Below are 15,329 nucleotides of genomic sequence, written 5' to 3'. Positions count from 1 at the left end.
ATTCATGCCACTTCGCATTGCCGTCCAGATGGACCCGATCGATCGCATCGACATTAGCGGCGATTCGACGTTCGCCATCCTCCTCGAAGCGCAGAAGCGCGGACACGACATTTTCTATTACACGCCGTTCGATCTCGCGTTGCACGGAGACAAGCTTCTCGCGCGCGGTCACACGCTCAAGGTCGAGGACAAGCACGGCGCGCATCACGCGCTTTCAAATCCGCGTATCGAAAATCTGGGCGGCCTCGATGTCGTCCTGCTGCGGCAAGACCCGCCGTTCGACATGGCCTACATCACCACGACCCATCTGCTCGAACGCATCCATCCGAAAACGCTCGTCGTCAACGATCCGGCAAGCGTGCGCAACGCGCCGGAAAAACTGTTCGTCCTGGATTTCCTCGACCTGATGCCGCCGACGCTCGTCACGCGCTCGCTCGCCGACGTGCAGGCCTTCCGCGCCGAGTATAAGGACATCATCGTCAAGCCGCTCTACGGCAACGGCGGCGCCGCCGTATTCCGCATCAGGCCGGAGGACGGCAATCTCGGCTCCCTCGTCGAGCTCTTTCAAACCGTGTTCCGCGAGCCCTTCATGGTGCAGGAATTCCGCGCCGAGGTGAAGGAAGGCGACAAGCGCATCATCCTGGTCGATGGCGAAATCGCAGGCGCGATCAACCGTGTTCCCCAAGCCGGAGAAACGCGTTCGAACCTGCACGTGGGCGGCACCGCGACGCCCGTCGAACTGACCGACCGCGATCGCGAGATCTGCGCGCGTCTCAAACCCGAATTGAAACGCCGCGGACTGATCTTCACCGGCATCGACGTGATTGGACCCTTCATCACCGAAATCAACGTCACGTCGCCGACGGGCATTCGCCAGGTGAAGAAGTTCGGCGGCAACGACATCGCCGCGATGATCTGGGACGTCATCGAAGACAAGAGAAAATCGCAACCATGAACGCGCGTATCGATATCAGGACGATGAAAGGCCAATTCACGATGAGATCGATCACGATCGCAGGCTCGCTGGCAGCGCTTTTGTTCGTTGCCCATGAAGCGTCGGCCGTTACCGCCTCACCGTTCGCGCCGCTTCTCGGGCGGTGGTCCGGCATCGGCATGATCGGCTACAAGGCGAGCCCGGCCGAAAAAATCAAATGCCGCGCGACTTACCTTCTGACCGACACCGAGGACGAGCTGAAGCAAACGATCCGCTGCGCGACGGCAGGCGGCGCGGTCGAGATCATCAGCAACGTGAAGGAAACGGGCGGCAAGCTGACGGGCCACTGGAAAGAGACGATCCACAATTTCGAGGGCGACTTGAGCGGCGACGTCACGCCGAAAGGTTTTCACGTCGTCATCCAGGGCAGCGACGTCGCCGCCAACATGGACATCGTCGTCAACAACGATAAGCAGGCTGTCGAAATTCAGTTCACCAATTCATCCCTGATCGGCATGACGCTCGTAATGACGAAGGGGTAATCATATCGCGCCGCCAGCCTACCACATCTTCAGCGACGAGTTTGGTGATCAAGCACTCAAGGCAGCAGCTTCAGAGTTCTTCATCGTTTCTGCCGTTGTGGTTGCAGCTCATCGCGAGCCCGATCTGCCTCACTGGGTGAATAGGATCAACCAGCAACGGCGGCATTGGCGTGGACAACCGCTCCACTTTACCGACCTCGATGAGCGGGCAAAGCTCCGGGCGACCCGTTTCATCGGCAAGTTGCCCCTTCGCTGTTTCACTCTGATTTCTCACAAGGGCAATATGATCAACTACCGCAATGTGCGCGCCGAGCGAGCCGCGGATTTGCGAGTCTATTCGGACGATGCCACAAGCTTCACGATCGAGCCCAGGCGGAAGCTGTGGTACTCCCACATGGTTCTTAAAGCCCTCCTGGAGCGGGCGACGGAGTGGTGTCTCGCGCGCAGCCATCGTGATTACGGCGAACCTCGACCGGTGGCGATCACAATCGCGCAGCGCGGCGGATTCTATTTAGATCGGTTTAAAACATACCTCGAGAAAGACCGGAGAAATCTTGCTGCGGGCACGAACACGCTGCCACGCAATCTAGCTTGGCCGGTCGTAGATTTGGATCTAATAACGACGGCGCCGGCAAGCAACGTCGCAGGGTTGCAGCTTGCTGATATAGTAAGCGGGTCATTTTCAAGAGCAGTCGACGAGCGACGGTTCCACTCTTGCGATACTCGATTTGTCGCAAATCTTGGCTGGCGAATTGCTCGGAAAGGAAAAGGCCGCCGCATCGCTGGATGGGGCGTCACGGGCCTTCCTTGGAATCTTTGGGAAGCCAATCTAAGCGCCGACCAAGAAAAGCTGTTTCGAATGTTTGGCTACGACGATGAAAAGCTGGTGCGCCCCGGTCCGATTCTTCCAGAGGATTGATAGACGACCATTCCGGCAGTCATTCCTTCAGGGAGCCACATCAGCTGCAGCTTCGGATATTTCCAGCGTTTCGCACCAGCAAAATAGAAATATCACATTTCGATTCGCACAGCAAGATAAACCGTTTTGAATCAATCAGTTGCGCAACTTACTGATTTCGATTCAATTTTTGGTTTCGCGGAGTCTCGGCGAATGGGACCGGCGCTTCAGAGCTACTGTTCCCTATTCGTTCTTGACTTTCGCTCAGCCCGCTGATTAGCTCCCAATAGGGGGCAAAATGTACGGTCAGATCTCCACGCTCGCGTTCATCGGCATCGAAGCCCGGCCTGTCGAAGTGCAGGTCCGCGTGACGCCCGGAGCCGCCGCCTTCGCCATCGTCGGCTTGCCCGACAAGGCGGTCGCAGAAAGCCGAGAACGCGTCCGCAACGCCCTCCACGCCGTCGGCCTCGGGCTCCCCTTCAAGCACATCACCGTCAACCTCGCGCCCGCCGACCTGCCGAAGGAAGGCAGCCATTTCGATTTGCCCATCGTGCTCGCCATGATGTGCGCGATGGAGGCGATCGCGCCCGACGCCATCGCGGGCTACGCCGCCATCGGCGAACTGGCGCTGGACGGCTCCATCCGGCCCGTGCCGGGCACGCTCCCCGCTGCGATGGGCGCCAACGCCATTGGTAAGGGCCTCATCTGCCCCGCAGCCTCGGGCCCCGAAGCGGCCTGGGCCAGCGAAGACCTCGCGATCCTGGCCGCACCGCATCTCCTGTCGCTCGTCAATCACTTCAAGGGCACGCAGACGCTCTCCCGGCCCGAGGCCAACGTCCTCCCAACGCAGAGCTACGCGGCCGACCTCCGCGATATCAAAGGCCAGGAAACCGCCAAGCGCGTCCTGGAAATCGCAGCAGCGGGCAACCACAACCTGCTGATGATCGGCCCGCCCGGCTCCGGCAAATCGATGCTGGCCTCGCGCCTGCCGTCGATCCTGCCGCATCTGCAACCCGAAGAGATCCTTGAAGTCTCGATGGTGCATTCGCTCGCGGGCGAGCTCGTCGGCGGCAAGCTCACGGTCGAACGCCCGTTTCGCGCGCCGCATCATTCGGCAAGCATGGCTTCTCTCGTTGGCGGCGGCTCGCGGCCAAGGCCCGGCGAGGTCTCGCTTGCGCATCATGGCGTCCTCTTCCTCGATGAGCTGCCCGAGTTCCAGCCGAACGTGCTCGACGCTTTGCGCCAGCCGTTGGAATCGGGCGAGACGGTCATCGCCCGGGCCAACCACCGCATTGCCTACCCCTCTCGCATTCAGCTGATCGCCGCGATGAACCCGTGCAAATGCGGAGGCAGCAATCCCGGCGAACCATGCCGCCGTGGTCCGCGCTGCGCTGGCGATTATCAAGCGCGCGTGTCCGGGCCGCTGCTTGATCGCATCGATTTGCAGATCGAGGTCCCGGCCATATCGGCGGCTGATCTCGTCTTGCCCGCACCGTCCGAGGGCAGCGCCGAAGTTCGCTCTCGCGTCGCCGCGGCTCGTGATCGTCAACGCACGCGGTTCGCGGCGCTGGGCGCAAAAGGTGTCCGCACGAATGCAGATTGCTCCGCAACTCTTCTCGAACAAACGGCGACGCCCGATGAAGCGGGCGTGGCGCTACTTCGTCACGCGGCGGGAACTCTTGGATTATCGGCGCGAGGCTTTCACCGCACGCTCAAGGTCGCTCGAACCATAGCGGACCTGGAGAGTTGTGAGACGGTGGCTCGCGCTCATGTCGCCGAAGCCCTGAGCTATCGAGGGGAGACGTTGCGGCAAGTCAGAGTATCGTGAAGCCGAGAATGGTGAAGAAAATGGAGTTTCAAAAAACGTCGGTCATTCATGCCGCTGAATACGATGCCGCAAGCCGGACGCTGGATATTTTCTTTTCGAACGGCAGCTGCATCACCTACTTCGGGGTGCCCCGGCCGGAATACGAGGGCCTCGTCAACGCAGATTCCGTCGCAGAATATTTCAAGACCCGCATCCGCGGCCACTACGAGTGCGAAGAGTGCGTTGAAACGCGCCGCTGGCGATCAACGAAAAACGCCGGGACACGAAGGTCCCGGCGCACAATTCACTGACTTGAGTTTGTCGCGCTCAGCCGAACGCTGACTTGACGCCGGCCTGCATCGCGGCCGCCTGAGCGGAATTCCGCAAAAGGCACGCGATCGTCATCGGTCCAACGCCGCCGGGAACCGGCGTAATCGCGCCGGCAACCTTCGCGCACTCTTCGTAAGCGACGTCGCCGACGATCTTCGTCTTTCCGTTGTCCGACGGAACGCGATTGATGCCGACATCGATGATGGTCGCGCCGGGCTTGATCCAGCTTCCCTTGACCATCTCCGGAATGCCGACGGCGGCGATGACGAGATCGGCGCCGCGAACGACGTCTTCGATGTTCTTCGTGCGCGAGTGCGCGATCGTCACCGTGCAGTTTTCCCTGAGCAGCAGCGCCGCGACCGGCTTGCCGACGATGTTCGAACGGCCGATGACGACGGCGTTGAGGCCCGAGAGGTTTTGCAGCACGCTCTTCGCGAGAATGACCGAGCCGGTCGGCGTGCACGGAACGAGTGCGCGTTCGCCAACCCAAAGCCGGCCGACGTTCACCGGATGAAACCCGTCGACGTCCTTATCGGGGCTGATGAGGTTCAGCACCTTCTCGGCGTTGATGTGCTTCGGCAGCGGCAGCTGCACGAGAATCCCGTGGCAGGACGGATCGTTGTTCAGCTTTTCGACGAGGGCGAGCACGTCGGCCTCGGGCGTTTCGGCCGGAAGGCGATGCTCCCACGAGTTCATGCCGACTTCGACGGTCTGCTTCGCCTTGTTCGCCACGTAGACCTTGCTGGCCGGATCTTCGCCGACAAGCACGACGGCAAGTCCGGGCTTCAGGCCATGTTCTTTCTGAAGACGCGCGACCTCCGCAGCCACTTCAGCGCGGACCTTCGCCGCAATCTCTTTCCCATCGATGATTTGCGCCACGGACATTCCCGTCTTTCCTCCTGGTTCGTCTATTTTCGCAATTCGTTTGTTCGTTCTTGCAGTAGCCGTTCAAGCGTCTCCGGATCACCGGAAATCTTCAAGGATTTGAGCCGCGACTTCCCGCCCGTTGCGAGCGAAACCGAGCTCTTGGTCACTCCGAGCCACCGGGCGGCCAGCTCTTCGAGCGCCCTGTTGGCGGCTCCATCCTCGGGAAGTGCGCGGACACGCGCCTGGAAGGCCGGACCGTCGGGGGTTTCGACGATCCCGTCAATCGCCTCTTTGGAAGATTTCGGCGTCAGCCGAAAGTGCGCAATGACGCACGCGCTCCCATGCCGCCAGGCCTTGCGAGCCGGCGGTTGGGACGCCAGACGGCTGGTCACACCACCGCCTTGGCGATATTCGGAAGAATGACCGTCTGAATGAAATAGCAGAGCAGCAGCAGAATAACGGGCGAAATATCGAGGCCGCCCATGTTGGGAAGCGCGTTCCGGATGGGCCGCAGTAACGGCTCCGTCACCGCATTCAACCCCTGCCAGATCGAACGCACCATGGGGTTGTAGGCGTTGATGACCCCAAAGGCCATGAGCCAGCTGACGATCACCACTGCGATGACGACGTAAGTGTAAAGAGTGATGAGATAACTGATAAATTGCAAAAGCTCGAGCATTCGCCGTCCCGCAGTTGTCGACCGTTGCGCCATGTAGCCCTGACGACCTCTGCGCCGCAAGTAGTTGATCCCGCTTGTCTTGGGACTTGGCCGGTAGACAGCGGCAATTGTGGCTTGGGGCGCGGCTCCGCCAGCCGCGCTTTCTTGACAATGAACGAGGCCAAATTCTAAATGCGCGCCCATTGGGGCCGTAGCTCAGATGGGAGAGCGCTGCAATCGCACTGCAGAGGTCAGGGGTTCGATTCCCCTCGGCTCCACCATCGGCCTTAAATCGTTGAAAACAAAAAGATTATTCCCATCTAAGATCTCACCTAATTTGGGTTCGTCATGCAGGCAAACGTGTGCGCGTTTGGTGAGAACGGGAATTCGAATGGATCACAGCGATTTCAAAATTGGCGCAACGTTCTGGATGAGCGGAGCGCAATGGCGCTGCACCGATGTAGGAACTCGAACTGTGAGCGCGATCAAACTCGATGGCCGAAGTGAGGATTGGTTTTGTGGCCCGCCTTATGCCGTTGCGGAATACTGCTTGGACGAGAATGACATCGAGGGGTGCTCTCTGGACAACGTTCTGTAGCGTGAGTCTGTGCCAGCTCAACGAAAGTCTCCAAGCTCCAACGAAGCTCTGAAACTCACTTTCAATGATCGAAAGGACGATCGATCGCGCATGCTGAAAAGCATGATCGAACGACTCTTCTTGAAAAATCAGAACTGCAGGCGGACTATCTCACCGGAGCTTCTGGATCGGGTTTCTCGCCAGGCTCATCGAGCGGCACGGGAGATGGCTGGGGCGGCTCTTTCGGTGCAGGGGGCAGCGTCGGAAGCTCTCCGGGCTCCTGCGTGGGAAAAGGAATTCGTGGAGGATCGTTGCCGTTTTCCATCCCTGCTTCCTTTGCTTCTTCCCAATCGTCTGACGGATCGCCGTATCAACTTCGCAACGCCTTCTGAACGCTGTGCGTTCCCTCGAGGGCCGGCAGAAGCAGGTGGGTTGCCCATGAGTGGGCCGAAAGCATGAAGGCCCGGCAGGGATTGCTGATCCCCGCCGGGCCTGTGATGGGCGCACCGCTGACTTTCGAAATTCTAATGTCCCGCCGCGGTCGAATCTTTGCTCAATGGCGTGACGAGGCCAAAGGGATTGCCGTCGGGATCGGCGACAATCGCAAGTCTACCGATGTTATTGGCATCGGTCGGAGCCTTGAGAACTTTGCCGCCCTTCTTCAATGCTTCGACAACGGCGTCGTCGACATTGCTGACTTGAATGTAGGTCAGCCAGCCGGGCTTGGGATCGGTCGGCTCCTTGCCGTCATACTTCGCGAGCCCGGCGCTCTCGTTACCGTTCTGCATGAATAGAGTGTACTCGTTTTCGCCGGCGGCGGGCGGACGAGAGGTATCTTCCGCTGCCACGATCTTCGGTGTCCAGCCGATCACGCCAGCATAGAAGTCGCGGCTGCGCTCCGGGTTGGCGCTGATGAGTTCGTTCCACCAGACGCTTCCGTTATCGGCCTGCGCGGCTGGTGCCGCGTTCTGGGCATTAGCCGGGAGCGAAAAGAAAGCGGCGAATACTGCCGAGAATAATGAGATGACGGCGATGCGCGGCTTCGAAATAATTTGGGACATGTGACCCCACTCCTGGTTCGGATCGAATTTGGAGATATCTAAGCAAGCGTAATGCCAACTATGAGCCTACAGCCGGATCGAGGTTTTCCGTGCGGAACACGGCTCACTTCGGAGTACACGGCATAATATAGGTGAATCCGCGAAAGCCGTCGTAGTCTTTGCCATTTACGAACGGGACAATAGCAACGCTCTTATCCTCAGTCGGCGGATTATTCAGGCCGAGAAGCGATAAAGGGTCGACAAGCTCCGCGCTGTCGTTCCACCAATCGGGTGCGTCGTAACGATTGGTACGCCACGTCAGATTGTCATGATCAGCCTTCCAGACTTCCCAATGAACCTCCGGCAGATAGGTCTGGTTTTCACCGGGATGCGTGACACGAGCCAGCCGCTGACCGCGCTTCACCTTTTGCCCTTCGCGAAAATGTTTGATTTCGTCGAAGTCGAGATGGTCGAACTCGGAGTAATAGAATTTCGGCCCTTTGGTGAGATTTAGATCGTCGCGATCATGCTGGATCAGGAGGGCGCCTTCGGTGCCCCATTTCCAATTTGCCTTCCAAGCCGCGCGCACCGTTCCCGAGGCGGGCGCCAATATCCATTCGCCCAATCGGCCGACATCGACACCGGTATGAATTTCATCGCGGCGCGTGCCGTCGACATCAATCCAACTCCCATATGGTGACGAAATGGGTGTGCAATTGTAGCCGGCCGGGTAATTTGGTTTTAAGCCGGTGGGTGTAACAGTTGGCGTATCGTCTGAATCAGTGGCATTTCCCATTGTGACCGTGAGCGTGACGAAGAAGCCAGCGACGATAAAAATCGCATATCGAAATAAAAGCACGTCCTTTAAACTCTCTGGAATTTTCAAACCAATACCAATACCGTTGCGACACTGATTTGAAAGTGTCGCGGTCTTTTTGACAGAAAAATGAAGTTTACCTTTATATCAGCAATTTGATCAGTAAGCATAGTTTAGCATTCCATTAACACCCAATTCTTTTTAGAGCAGATCGCATGCGACCCGCGATGACGCGCGTCTGTGTTCGACTGCATTGATTGCAAAATGGCTCGTCTATTTTCTTTTCCGGGGAAATTAACCCAAGGCCCGCCCGCGCGCGGCGCAGAGGTGGAAATCTCTGTTAACGCGTTCGAGGCCGAGCACGATTTCCCGGGTGTACGAATTTGGTACGTGCCACACGCTACCGCAAGTAACCTTACGGAGCATTTCGGGACACTGGCCCAAGCTGACATCGACGAATTTGCTTCGATACGTAACGTCGAAATGCGTCGTCGTTCGCTTGCGACGCGTGCCGTTCTTCGGAAAGCACTGACTGAAAGTGTCGGCGGCCGGACGGCAGCACACGAGTGGAGTTTTAAAAGGTCAGCCTGGGGAAAACCAACGCTATCGAACAACGCTGGCAGTTTGAATTTCAGCTGTTCTCACACGCGTTTGGCGTCGGTTGTCGCTGTATCTACGTGCGGCCCAGTTGGTATCGATATTGAAAACGCCATCGTTGATACGAATGACACATGGCTTTCTGACGTCTTCACGACTGACGAACAGACGGCACTGAAATCGATGGCTGTGGGGGAGCGGGAAACGGCGGTTTCTCGGCTTTGGGCGCTCAAAGAAGCCTACCTCAAGATGCTTGGCACCGGAATTGCTGAAGCATCGACAGTTGCATTTGATCTCCGCAACGATCGCCTTTGGTCGGGACATCCGAACCCCCAGGGCGAACCGGTAACGTTCCGGACATGGATCGCCAAATGCCAAGGGCATCGACTTTCCGTGGCCGTCGCAATGGGCGGCCGCAAAGAAAGGGGCTCGTGGCGTCAGCCCCTCGAGGAAGCCCGTGTCAGTATACGAACCAAATTGGCATTCGCTGGAAACTGGGCGAACAAGAGAGCCGCGGCTCCTCCACCACTATTTCGAATTCCAAGCGCAGCGGCGGCCTGATCATCCTGCAATCGAATTTGCGGGTGAAACGCTCACATATGAAGAACTTGATGCGGCCGCAAATCGCATAGCCAATTATTTGGTTTCTTGCGGAATAGGCGCTGAAGATCTCGTCGGAATTTATCTTAAGAAATCGCCGGAGCTTTACGCGGCAATTCTCGGCATTTTGAAAGCCGGCGCCGCCTATGTGCCGATTGATCCGCGTTCGCCGTTGGAGCGTATCCGCGCGATCGAAGACGATGCGCAGCTACGTTTGATCATCTCGGAAAATGCACTCGCAGGCGTGATCGAAGGTAAAGTCGTGACGCCGCTCCTGCTGGTTGACCGCCAACGGCACGTTCTGGCCGGGCAATCGGACGAATCCGTCGACCTTCTGCTCGATGCGGAAATCCACCCGAGTGCGTTGAGCTACATTATTTACACATCGGGTTCGACGGGTCGCCCAAAGGGCGTGATGATCGAACATCGCAACGTCGTCGCTTTCGTCAAATCGCTGCGCTCAGTCTACAAGGTGACGGCGGACGACCGCATCTACCAGGGATTTTCGACCGCCTTTGACGCATCGGTGGAAGAAATCTGGGCTGCGTTTTCTCGCGGCGGAACGTTGGTGGTTCCGCCCGAAGAAGTCGAAAGGTCGCCGGCTGACGTCGCCCAATTTATCGACGACATGCAGATCAGCTATTTTTCGACCGTGCCGACGATGCTCGCGATGATCGATCGCGATCTTCCGACGGTGACGACGCTCGTTCTTGGCGGCGAAGCCTGCTCGCAAGAGCTGGTGACGCGATGGGCAAAGCCGGGACGCCGCATGCTGAATACGTACGGCCCGACGGAGGCGACCGTCGTTGCGACCTGGCATGAGTGTGTAAGCGGCGAGCCGGTTGCCATCGGCAAGCCTCTGCCGGGCTATTCCACGCACGTCCTCGACGAAAATTTTCAACCCGTGGCGCCGGGCGAAAACGGCGAGCTGTTCATCGGCGGCGCTGGCGTCGGACGCGGCTACATGCATCTCGAAGCGCTTACCGATCAGCGCTTTATTGCCGATCCATTCGAACCGGCAAAGAGAGGCCGATTGTATCGCACCTACGATCATGTGCGGCTCGGGCATGAAGGCGAACTCTATTTTCTCGGGCGCCTCGACGATCAGGTGAAGCTCCGCGGTTTTCGCATCGAGCTTTCCGAGATCGAAGCCGTCCTGATGGAGCATCCTCAAATCAAGGCCGCGGCGGCTGCGGTCATCGCGGTCGGAGACGACATCAAGGAGCTTGCGGCTTTCGTCGTCTGTCACGGAGCGGACGAAAGCCTCGATCGTCAAGCGGTCGACGAACTGCTGCGACGGCGCGTGCCCGCTTACATGGTGCCCCAATATCTCGATGTCATCGCCGAGCTTCCGATGTCGACGAGCGGCAAGGTCGACCGGAAAAAGTTGCCCCAGCCCAAGACGCTGCTGAAGGGCCTCGGCAATGTCGTCGCTCCTGCGAGCGAGCTCGAGGCGCGCATCGCGGCGGCTTGGTCTGAAGCGTTTCGCCTACCGAGCATTTCGGTCACCGACGATTTCTTTCTCGATCTCGGCGGACATTCACTCTTGGCATCGCGATGCGCGAGCCTCGTTCGTGAAGCCATCGCCGGCGTTCAAATCTCGGTTCGCGATTTCTACGAGCATCGCTCCGTACGGGCACTCGCCTCCGTTCTCGAAGGCCGCATGGGCGCAGAAAAACAGGAAAACCCGGCCCGGGCGGACGTATCAAAGGAAGCCTTCAAAAGCGTGCATCCGCTAATGCGCTGGACGACGGTGTCGCTCCAGGCTTTGAGCATCGCGGCCTATTACGGCATTCTCTTAGCGCCGCTCGCGTACATGGTGCTGATAGCGACCGCCGTGGTCGACGGTCAGATCACGTGGCAGCGCGCAGCGCAAATCTCGACGGTGGTCGGCTTCGCCATCTGGCCGAGCATGCTGTTCTTGAGCATCGCGCTCAAGTGGTTGGTCATCGGTCGCGTCAAGCCTGGCCGCTATCCACTCTGGAGCTTCTATTACTTCCGATGGTGGTTTGTGACGCGTTTCCAAGCTTTGAGCTGGTCGGACATGTTCGCGGGCACGCCGTTGATGAATCTCTATTGGCGCGCAATGGGTGCCAAGATTGGCCGCAACGTCTCGCTGTCGACATCTCTGTGCGGCGCCTACGACGTTGTCTCGATCGGCCGCGGTTCGAGCATCGGTCTCGAAAGCCAGATCCTCGGATATCGCGTTGAGGACGGCTACCTCGTTATCGAACCGGTCGATATCGGCGAGAATTGCTTCATCGGCATGCACTGCAGTCTCGGTCTCGGCACGAGCATGGGCGACGGTGCACGGCTCGACGATATGTCCTCGCTGCCCGACGGCACCGCCATGGGAAGTTACGAATGCCGTCGCGGATCGCCCGCGCTGCTGGCCGAAGTCGTAACTCCGGAAGCGACGACGCCTTCGCCAACGCTGCTGCGAACGTTCACGTTCGGCGTGCTGCATCTCGCGCTTATTTACGTGATGGGATATTTTCTGATCGCGACGATCATCCCATCCGCCATCATCATCGCGGCTGGACTGTCGTTCGGCGGACCTCTGGGTGGCGCGATCGGCGCGTTCATCGCGGTACCGGTCGGAGTCCTGACCTACGCGCTCGGCGCAATTACGCTTGTCACCCTGCTCCAGCCGTCCGAGGCTGGCCAAATGCCGGTCTTCAGCCTCGCCTACCTGAGGCATTGGTTCGTCAGCTATCTGCTGAAGAACACGAAGACCATCCTGCTGCCGGTTTACGCGACCGTCTACTGCCCGGTCTTTCTCCGCGCCCTGGGTGCGAAGATCGGCGCTGGCTCGGAAGTTTCAACCGTCTCGCATGTTGTGCCTAGTCTCCTCGATGTCGGCGATGGGAGCTTCCTGGCCGACGCTTGCCTCATCGGCGGAGAGCGGCTCAACGCCGGTACAGTCGAGATCGGAGCAGTGCGCATCGGCTCGCGCTCTTTCATCGGCAACAGTGCGCTCATTCCGGGCGGTCATGCCGTGGGCGACAACGCGTTGATCGGCGTTGCGTCGACGCCGCCAGCGAACGCCACTGAAATTCCCGACGATACGCGCTGGCTGGGTTCGCCTGGGTTTGCTCTCCCGCAGACGCAACGCAATGTTTGCTTCAACGACGCCGAAATTTTTAAGCCGGCGCTCGGCGCGAAGATCGCACGGACGATGACCGATACCCTTCGCATACTATTGCCGGGCTTTATCGTCGCCGCGGAAGGCATCGCGTTCACGAGCTATCTTGTCATCGGCTATCGCACCTTGCCGCTCTGGGTCGTGGTCGCGGGCATTCCCTTTGTCGCGGCGGCTCTTGCGGCCGGGTCCATAGTACTCACGGCTCTCGTCAAGGCGCTGTTCGTCGGCCGTATCGCGCCGACAGTGAAGCCCCTCTGGTGCCGGTTCATCTGGAACAACGAGCTCGTGAATGGCGTGTACGAAACAGTGGCGGCGACAACCATGACGCCGCTGATGGGAACGCCGTTCATCTCATCGTGCTTGCGCATGATGGGCTGCAAAATCGGGAAGTGGTGCTATCTCGAAACGACCCTCTTTTCCGAATTCGATCTCGTCGACATCGATGACCGCGCGTGCCTGAACGTCGGCGCGACGATTCAGAACCATCTATTCGAGGATCGCGTCTTCAAGGCCGATCGCATCAAAATCGGCGAAGGCTGCACCGTCGGCAATATGGCGGTCGTTCTCTACGGAACGGAAATGCACGCCGCGTCGAACCTCGGTGCCCTATCGGTCCTGATGAAAGGCGACGTCCTGCCGGCCGGAACGCGCTGGCACGGCACACCGTGCGAGCCTCTTGCCGCGCCTAAGGCAAGAGTCGCCATAAGCGACAATCTGCGGGTCGTCGACGGCCGCTCTTATGCACAACATAGGAGGCCAGCGCGGCTGGTGAAAAAGCAAAACGAGTTGATACACGTCTCCGTGTGAGTACAACTAATGTGAAACTGTGGCACCGCGGACATCACTGCGGCGCCTACGCATTTGATCGTTGACGTTCAAACTCGACTCTGGCACGCGAATCACATTCCCTCGATACCTTAGAGAAGTACCAGACGGTGTTTCGACATCTTCGTATTGAGGATGGTCGTCTGCGCTCGCGACTTTGCGCTTTGAGGAAGACCAATGAAGAAGCTTTTTGCGGCAATGGCGTGCGGAGCGGCTATGCCCGCGATGGTCGCACCCGCCCTCGCCGATGGACCTTTCTCTTTGAAGGACACGCCAGTTCAGGTCGAAGCGCCGAGCTGGTCGGGAATATATTTCGGAGTTAGCGGCGGCTTCGGGCACAACCACTCGAAAAACAACTATCACGATAGCGAGGACACGACCTCGTCCAGGAACGAGTTCGCCGATGGCGGCCTGGTCTCGCTGATTTATGGTATCGACCGTCAGGTAGGCAGCCGCTACGTCGTCGGCGCCTTCGCCGACTTCTCGGTCTCCGAATTGAATCGCGGCAACGAAGACATTCACAACGCGATGACGATCGATCGCTCATGGGCGATCGGCGCGCGCGCCGGCATCCTGGTCAACGAGCAGACGCTGGTCTACGCGACGGGCGGTTACACGCAGGCTCACTTCTCCAATGATGGATGGTGGGACATCGACACCGACGATACGACGGCCCACGGCAAGGGCGGCCAGAACTTCGGCGGCTATTTTGTCGGTGGCGGCGTCGAGCGGCGAATTTCCGATAACTTCTATCTGCGCGGCGAGGCGCGTTATTCGGACTTCTCAGGCAGAATTACGAATAGTGGCACCGTTGACGGGGTCGATTTCGTAGACCGCGAAGTTCCCTCGATTTGGACGGTGCAGGCAGGGCTCGTCTATAAGCTCGACCGCTCGAAAGTTTTGAACCCCGACCCGATCACGGAAGATCGCGGCCCGAAGGTCATCACTTACAACGGCATCGACGCAGCAAACGACTCGGTCGCATGGTACGGCGGTACTGTCTTCGGCTTGAGCGGCGATCTTTACAAGAATGGTTTCCTGCTCCGGACGCAGGGCATCATCGCGGATTACAGCTATCAGGCGGGTGAGCCGGTCAATTCGACGGTCGATGCGGACGACCGGTCGCTCGACATCATGCTCGGCTATCAATGGGTCTTCTCCAACTGGAGCGCCATTGCCTACCTCGGCTACGAGGTGCGCAACGTCCATCTGTCACCCTTTGACCCGAACAACGACGTTCGCGGCGGCGCTGATGGCTTCAAAGTCGCGGTCGAACTCGAGACCGACGATGAAAGCCCGCTGTACGGAAGCTTGGAAGGCAGCTACTCGACCGCCTTCAACTCCTACTACGCGGAAGCTCGCGTAGGCTACAACGCGAAGACGTTCATCTTCGGACCTGAAAGCTCCATCTACAGTGACGAGGGTGATATCGCGACGCGCGTCGGCGCATTCGCAACGATCCCGTTCCATCTCTGGTGGAGTGGTTTGCCGGCCAAGGTGACCTTCAACGTCGGCCAGCAGTTCGTGAACAACAGCGGCGAAACGAGAGCCGGCGGCGAAGGTGCTTACGGCGGATCGATGCTGCGCGTCGATTTCTAAACGCGGCGCGAAGCCAAGCCCGAGACGTATAAAAAGGCGCGTGCTGTGCTCTACATGAGCTGGCCGCGCCTTTCTCTTTGAGCGCTATTCGGA

General features: G+C 58.8%; 13 protein-coding genes and 1 tRNA gene. 9 read left to right on the top strand and 5 right to left on the bottom strand.

Going from position 1 to position 15,329, the window contains the following annotated elements:
* Positions 1 to 4 precede the first annotated feature (4 nt).
* The 5 genes from gshB (at position 5) to BM399_RS15835 (ending at position 4,492) form a co-directional block, all read left to right on the top strand.
* Positions 5 to 955: a glutathione synthase gene (gene gshB, locus BM399_RS15860; protein ID WP_092868718.1), complete on the top strand. Its 951-nt coding sequence runs from the start codon at positions 5 to 7 to the stop codon at positions 953 to 955.
* Entirely contained in the window at positions 952 to 1,476 is a 525-nt protein-coding gene (locus BM399_RS15855; protein WP_244531297.1) for a hypothetical protein, read from the top strand. Before gshB ends, BM399_RS15855 begins: the two co-directional genes overlap by 4 nt.
* 4 nt (positions 1,477 to 1,480) lie before the next feature.
* Complete coding sequence (locus BM399_RS15845) at positions 1,481 to 2,395, top strand: DUF3800 domain-containing protein (RefSeq protein WP_143117846.1); 915 nt, start codon at positions 1,481 to 1,483, stop codon at positions 2,393 to 2,395.
* Between the two features lie 277 nt (positions 2,396 to 2,672).
* Positions 2,673 to 4,202 carry a YifB family Mg chelatase-like AAA ATPase gene (locus tag BM399_RS15840; protein WP_092868715.1) on the top strand — a complete coding sequence of 510 codons (1,530 nt, stop codon included), beginning with the start codon at positions 2,673 to 2,675 and terminating at the stop codon, positions 4,200 to 4,202.
* 8 nt (positions 4,203 to 4,210) lie between these two features.
* Entirely contained in the window at positions 4,211 to 4,492 is a 282-nt protein-coding gene (locus BM399_RS15835; protein ID WP_244531296.1) for a KTSC domain-containing protein, read from the top strand.
* Between the two features lie 16 nt (positions 4,493 to 4,508).
* Here the strand turns inward: BM399_RS15835 and folD are convergent, their stop codons facing one another.
* The 3 genes from folD to BM399_RS15820 form a co-directional block, all read right to left on the bottom strand.
* The gene (gene folD, locus BM399_RS15830) at positions 4,509 to 5,396 is read right to left on the bottom strand and encodes a bifunctional methylenetetrahydrofolate dehydrogenase/methenyltetrahydrofolate cyclohydrolase FolD (protein WP_092868714.1); all 888 of its coding nucleotides are present in this window, start codon (positions 5,394 to 5,396) and stop codon (positions 4,509 to 4,511) included.
* Positions 5,397 to 5,419: 23 nt separating this feature from the next.
* On the bottom strand, positions 5,420 to 5,704 hold the full coding sequence (locus tag BM399_RS15825) for a DUF167 family protein (protein ID WP_425284100.1): 285 nt from the start codon (positions 5,702 to 5,704) through the stop codon (positions 5,420 to 5,422).
* A 62-nt stretch (positions 5,705 to 5,766) separates the two neighbouring features.
* Positions 5,767 to 6,057, bottom strand: coding sequence for a YggT family protein (locus BM399_RS15820; protein WP_092869141.1), 291 nt, complete (start codon positions 6,055 to 6,057; stop codon positions 5,767 to 5,769).
* A 184-nt stretch (positions 6,058 to 6,241) separates the two neighbouring features.
* Here BM399_RS15820 and BM399_RS15815 point away from each other — a divergent pair.
* Positions 6,242 to 6,317, top strand: a tRNA-Ala gene (locus BM399_RS15815).
* Positions 6,318 to 7,137: 820 nt separating this feature from the next.
* Here the strand turns inward: BM399_RS15815 and BM399_RS15800 are convergent.
* Together BM399_RS15800 and BM399_RS15795 are read right to left on the bottom strand one after the other, a co-directional pair.
* Complete coding sequence (locus BM399_RS15800; RefSeq protein ID WP_092868710.1) at positions 7,138 to 7,674, bottom strand: VOC family protein; 537 nt, start codon at positions 7,672 to 7,674, stop codon at positions 7,138 to 7,140.
* A 103-nt stretch (positions 7,675 to 7,777) separates the two neighbouring features.
* Positions 7,778 to 8,539, bottom strand: coding sequence for a M23 family metallopeptidase (locus tag BM399_RS15795; RefSeq protein WP_244531295.1), 762 nt, complete (start codon positions 8,537 to 8,539; stop codon positions 7,778 to 7,780).
* A gap of 195 nt (positions 8,540 to 8,734) precedes the next feature.
* Between BM399_RS15795 and BM399_RS15790 the strand changes: the two genes are divergently transcribed.
* The 3 genes from BM399_RS15790 (at position 8,735) to bcsS (ending at position 15,236) form a co-directional block, all read left to right on the top strand.
* Positions 8,735 to 9,628, top strand: a complete 894-nt coding sequence (locus tag BM399_RS15790; RefSeq protein ID WP_092868709.1) for a 4'-phosphopantetheinyl transferase family protein — start codon at positions 8,735 to 8,737, stop codon at positions 9,626 to 9,628.
* Positions 9,525 to 13,619: a Pls/PosA family non-ribosomal peptide synthetase gene (locus tag BM399_RS15785; protein ID WP_092868708.1), complete on the top strand. Its 4,095-nt coding sequence runs from the start codon at positions 9,525 to 9,527 to the stop codon at positions 13,617 to 13,619. The genes BM399_RS15790 and BM399_RS15785 overlap by 104 nt, the downstream gene beginning before the upstream one ends.
* A gap of 195 nt (positions 13,620 to 13,814) precedes the next feature.
* Positions 13,815 to 15,236: a cellulose biosynthesis protein BcsS gene (gene bcsS, locus BM399_RS15780; protein WP_092868707.1), complete on the top strand. Its 1,422-nt coding sequence runs from the start codon at positions 13,815 to 13,817 to the stop codon at positions 15,234 to 15,236.
* Positions 15,237 to 15,329: the final 93 nt, after the last annotated feature.

Source organism: Hyphomicrobium facile, assembly GCF_900116175.1.
Taxonomy (GTDB): Bacteria; Pseudomonadota; Alphaproteobacteria; order Rhizobiales; family Hyphomicrobiaceae; genus Hyphomicrobium_B; species Hyphomicrobium_B facile.
This window is presented reverse-complemented; position numbering and strand designations above follow the sequence as displayed.

What these genes read in the sequence shown, in the direction of transcription:
- BM399_RS15855 (WP_244531297.1), top strand. Translation starts at nt 952, where the DNA reads ATGAACGCGCGTATCGATATCAGGACGATGAAAGGCCAATTCACGATG.
- folD (WP_092868714.1), bottom strand. Translation starts at nt 5,396, where the DNA reads ATGTCCGTGGCGCAAATCATCGATGGGAAAGAGATTGCGGCGAAGGTC.
- bcsS (WP_092868707.1), top strand. Translation starts at nt 13,815, where the DNA reads ATGAAGAAGCTTTTTGCGGCAATGGCGTGCGGAGCGGCTATGCCCGCG.
- BM399_RS15820 (WP_092869141.1), bottom strand. Translation starts at nt 6,057, where the DNA reads ATGCTCGAGCTTTTGCAATTTATCAGTTATCTCATCACTCTTTACACT.
- BM399_RS15835 (WP_244531296.1), top strand. Translation starts at nt 4,211, where the DNA reads ATGGTGAAGAAAATGGAGTTTCAAAAAACGTCGGTCATTCATGCCGCT.
- BM399_RS15800 (WP_092868710.1), bottom strand. Translation starts at nt 7,674, where the DNA reads ATGTCCCAAATTATTTCGAAGCCGCGCATCGCCGTCATCTCATTATTC.
- BM399_RS15840 (WP_092868715.1), top strand. Translation starts at nt 2,673, where the DNA reads ATGTACGGTCAGATCTCCACGCTCGCGTTCATCGGCATCGAAGCCCGG.
- gshB (WP_092868718.1), top strand. Translation starts at nt 5, where the DNA reads ATGCCACTTCGCATTGCCGTCCAGATGGACCCGATCGATCGCATCGAC.
- BM399_RS15790 (WP_092868709.1), top strand. Translation starts at nt 8,735, where the DNA reads ATGGCTCGTCTATTTTCTTTTCCGGGGAAATTAACCCAAGGCCCGCCC.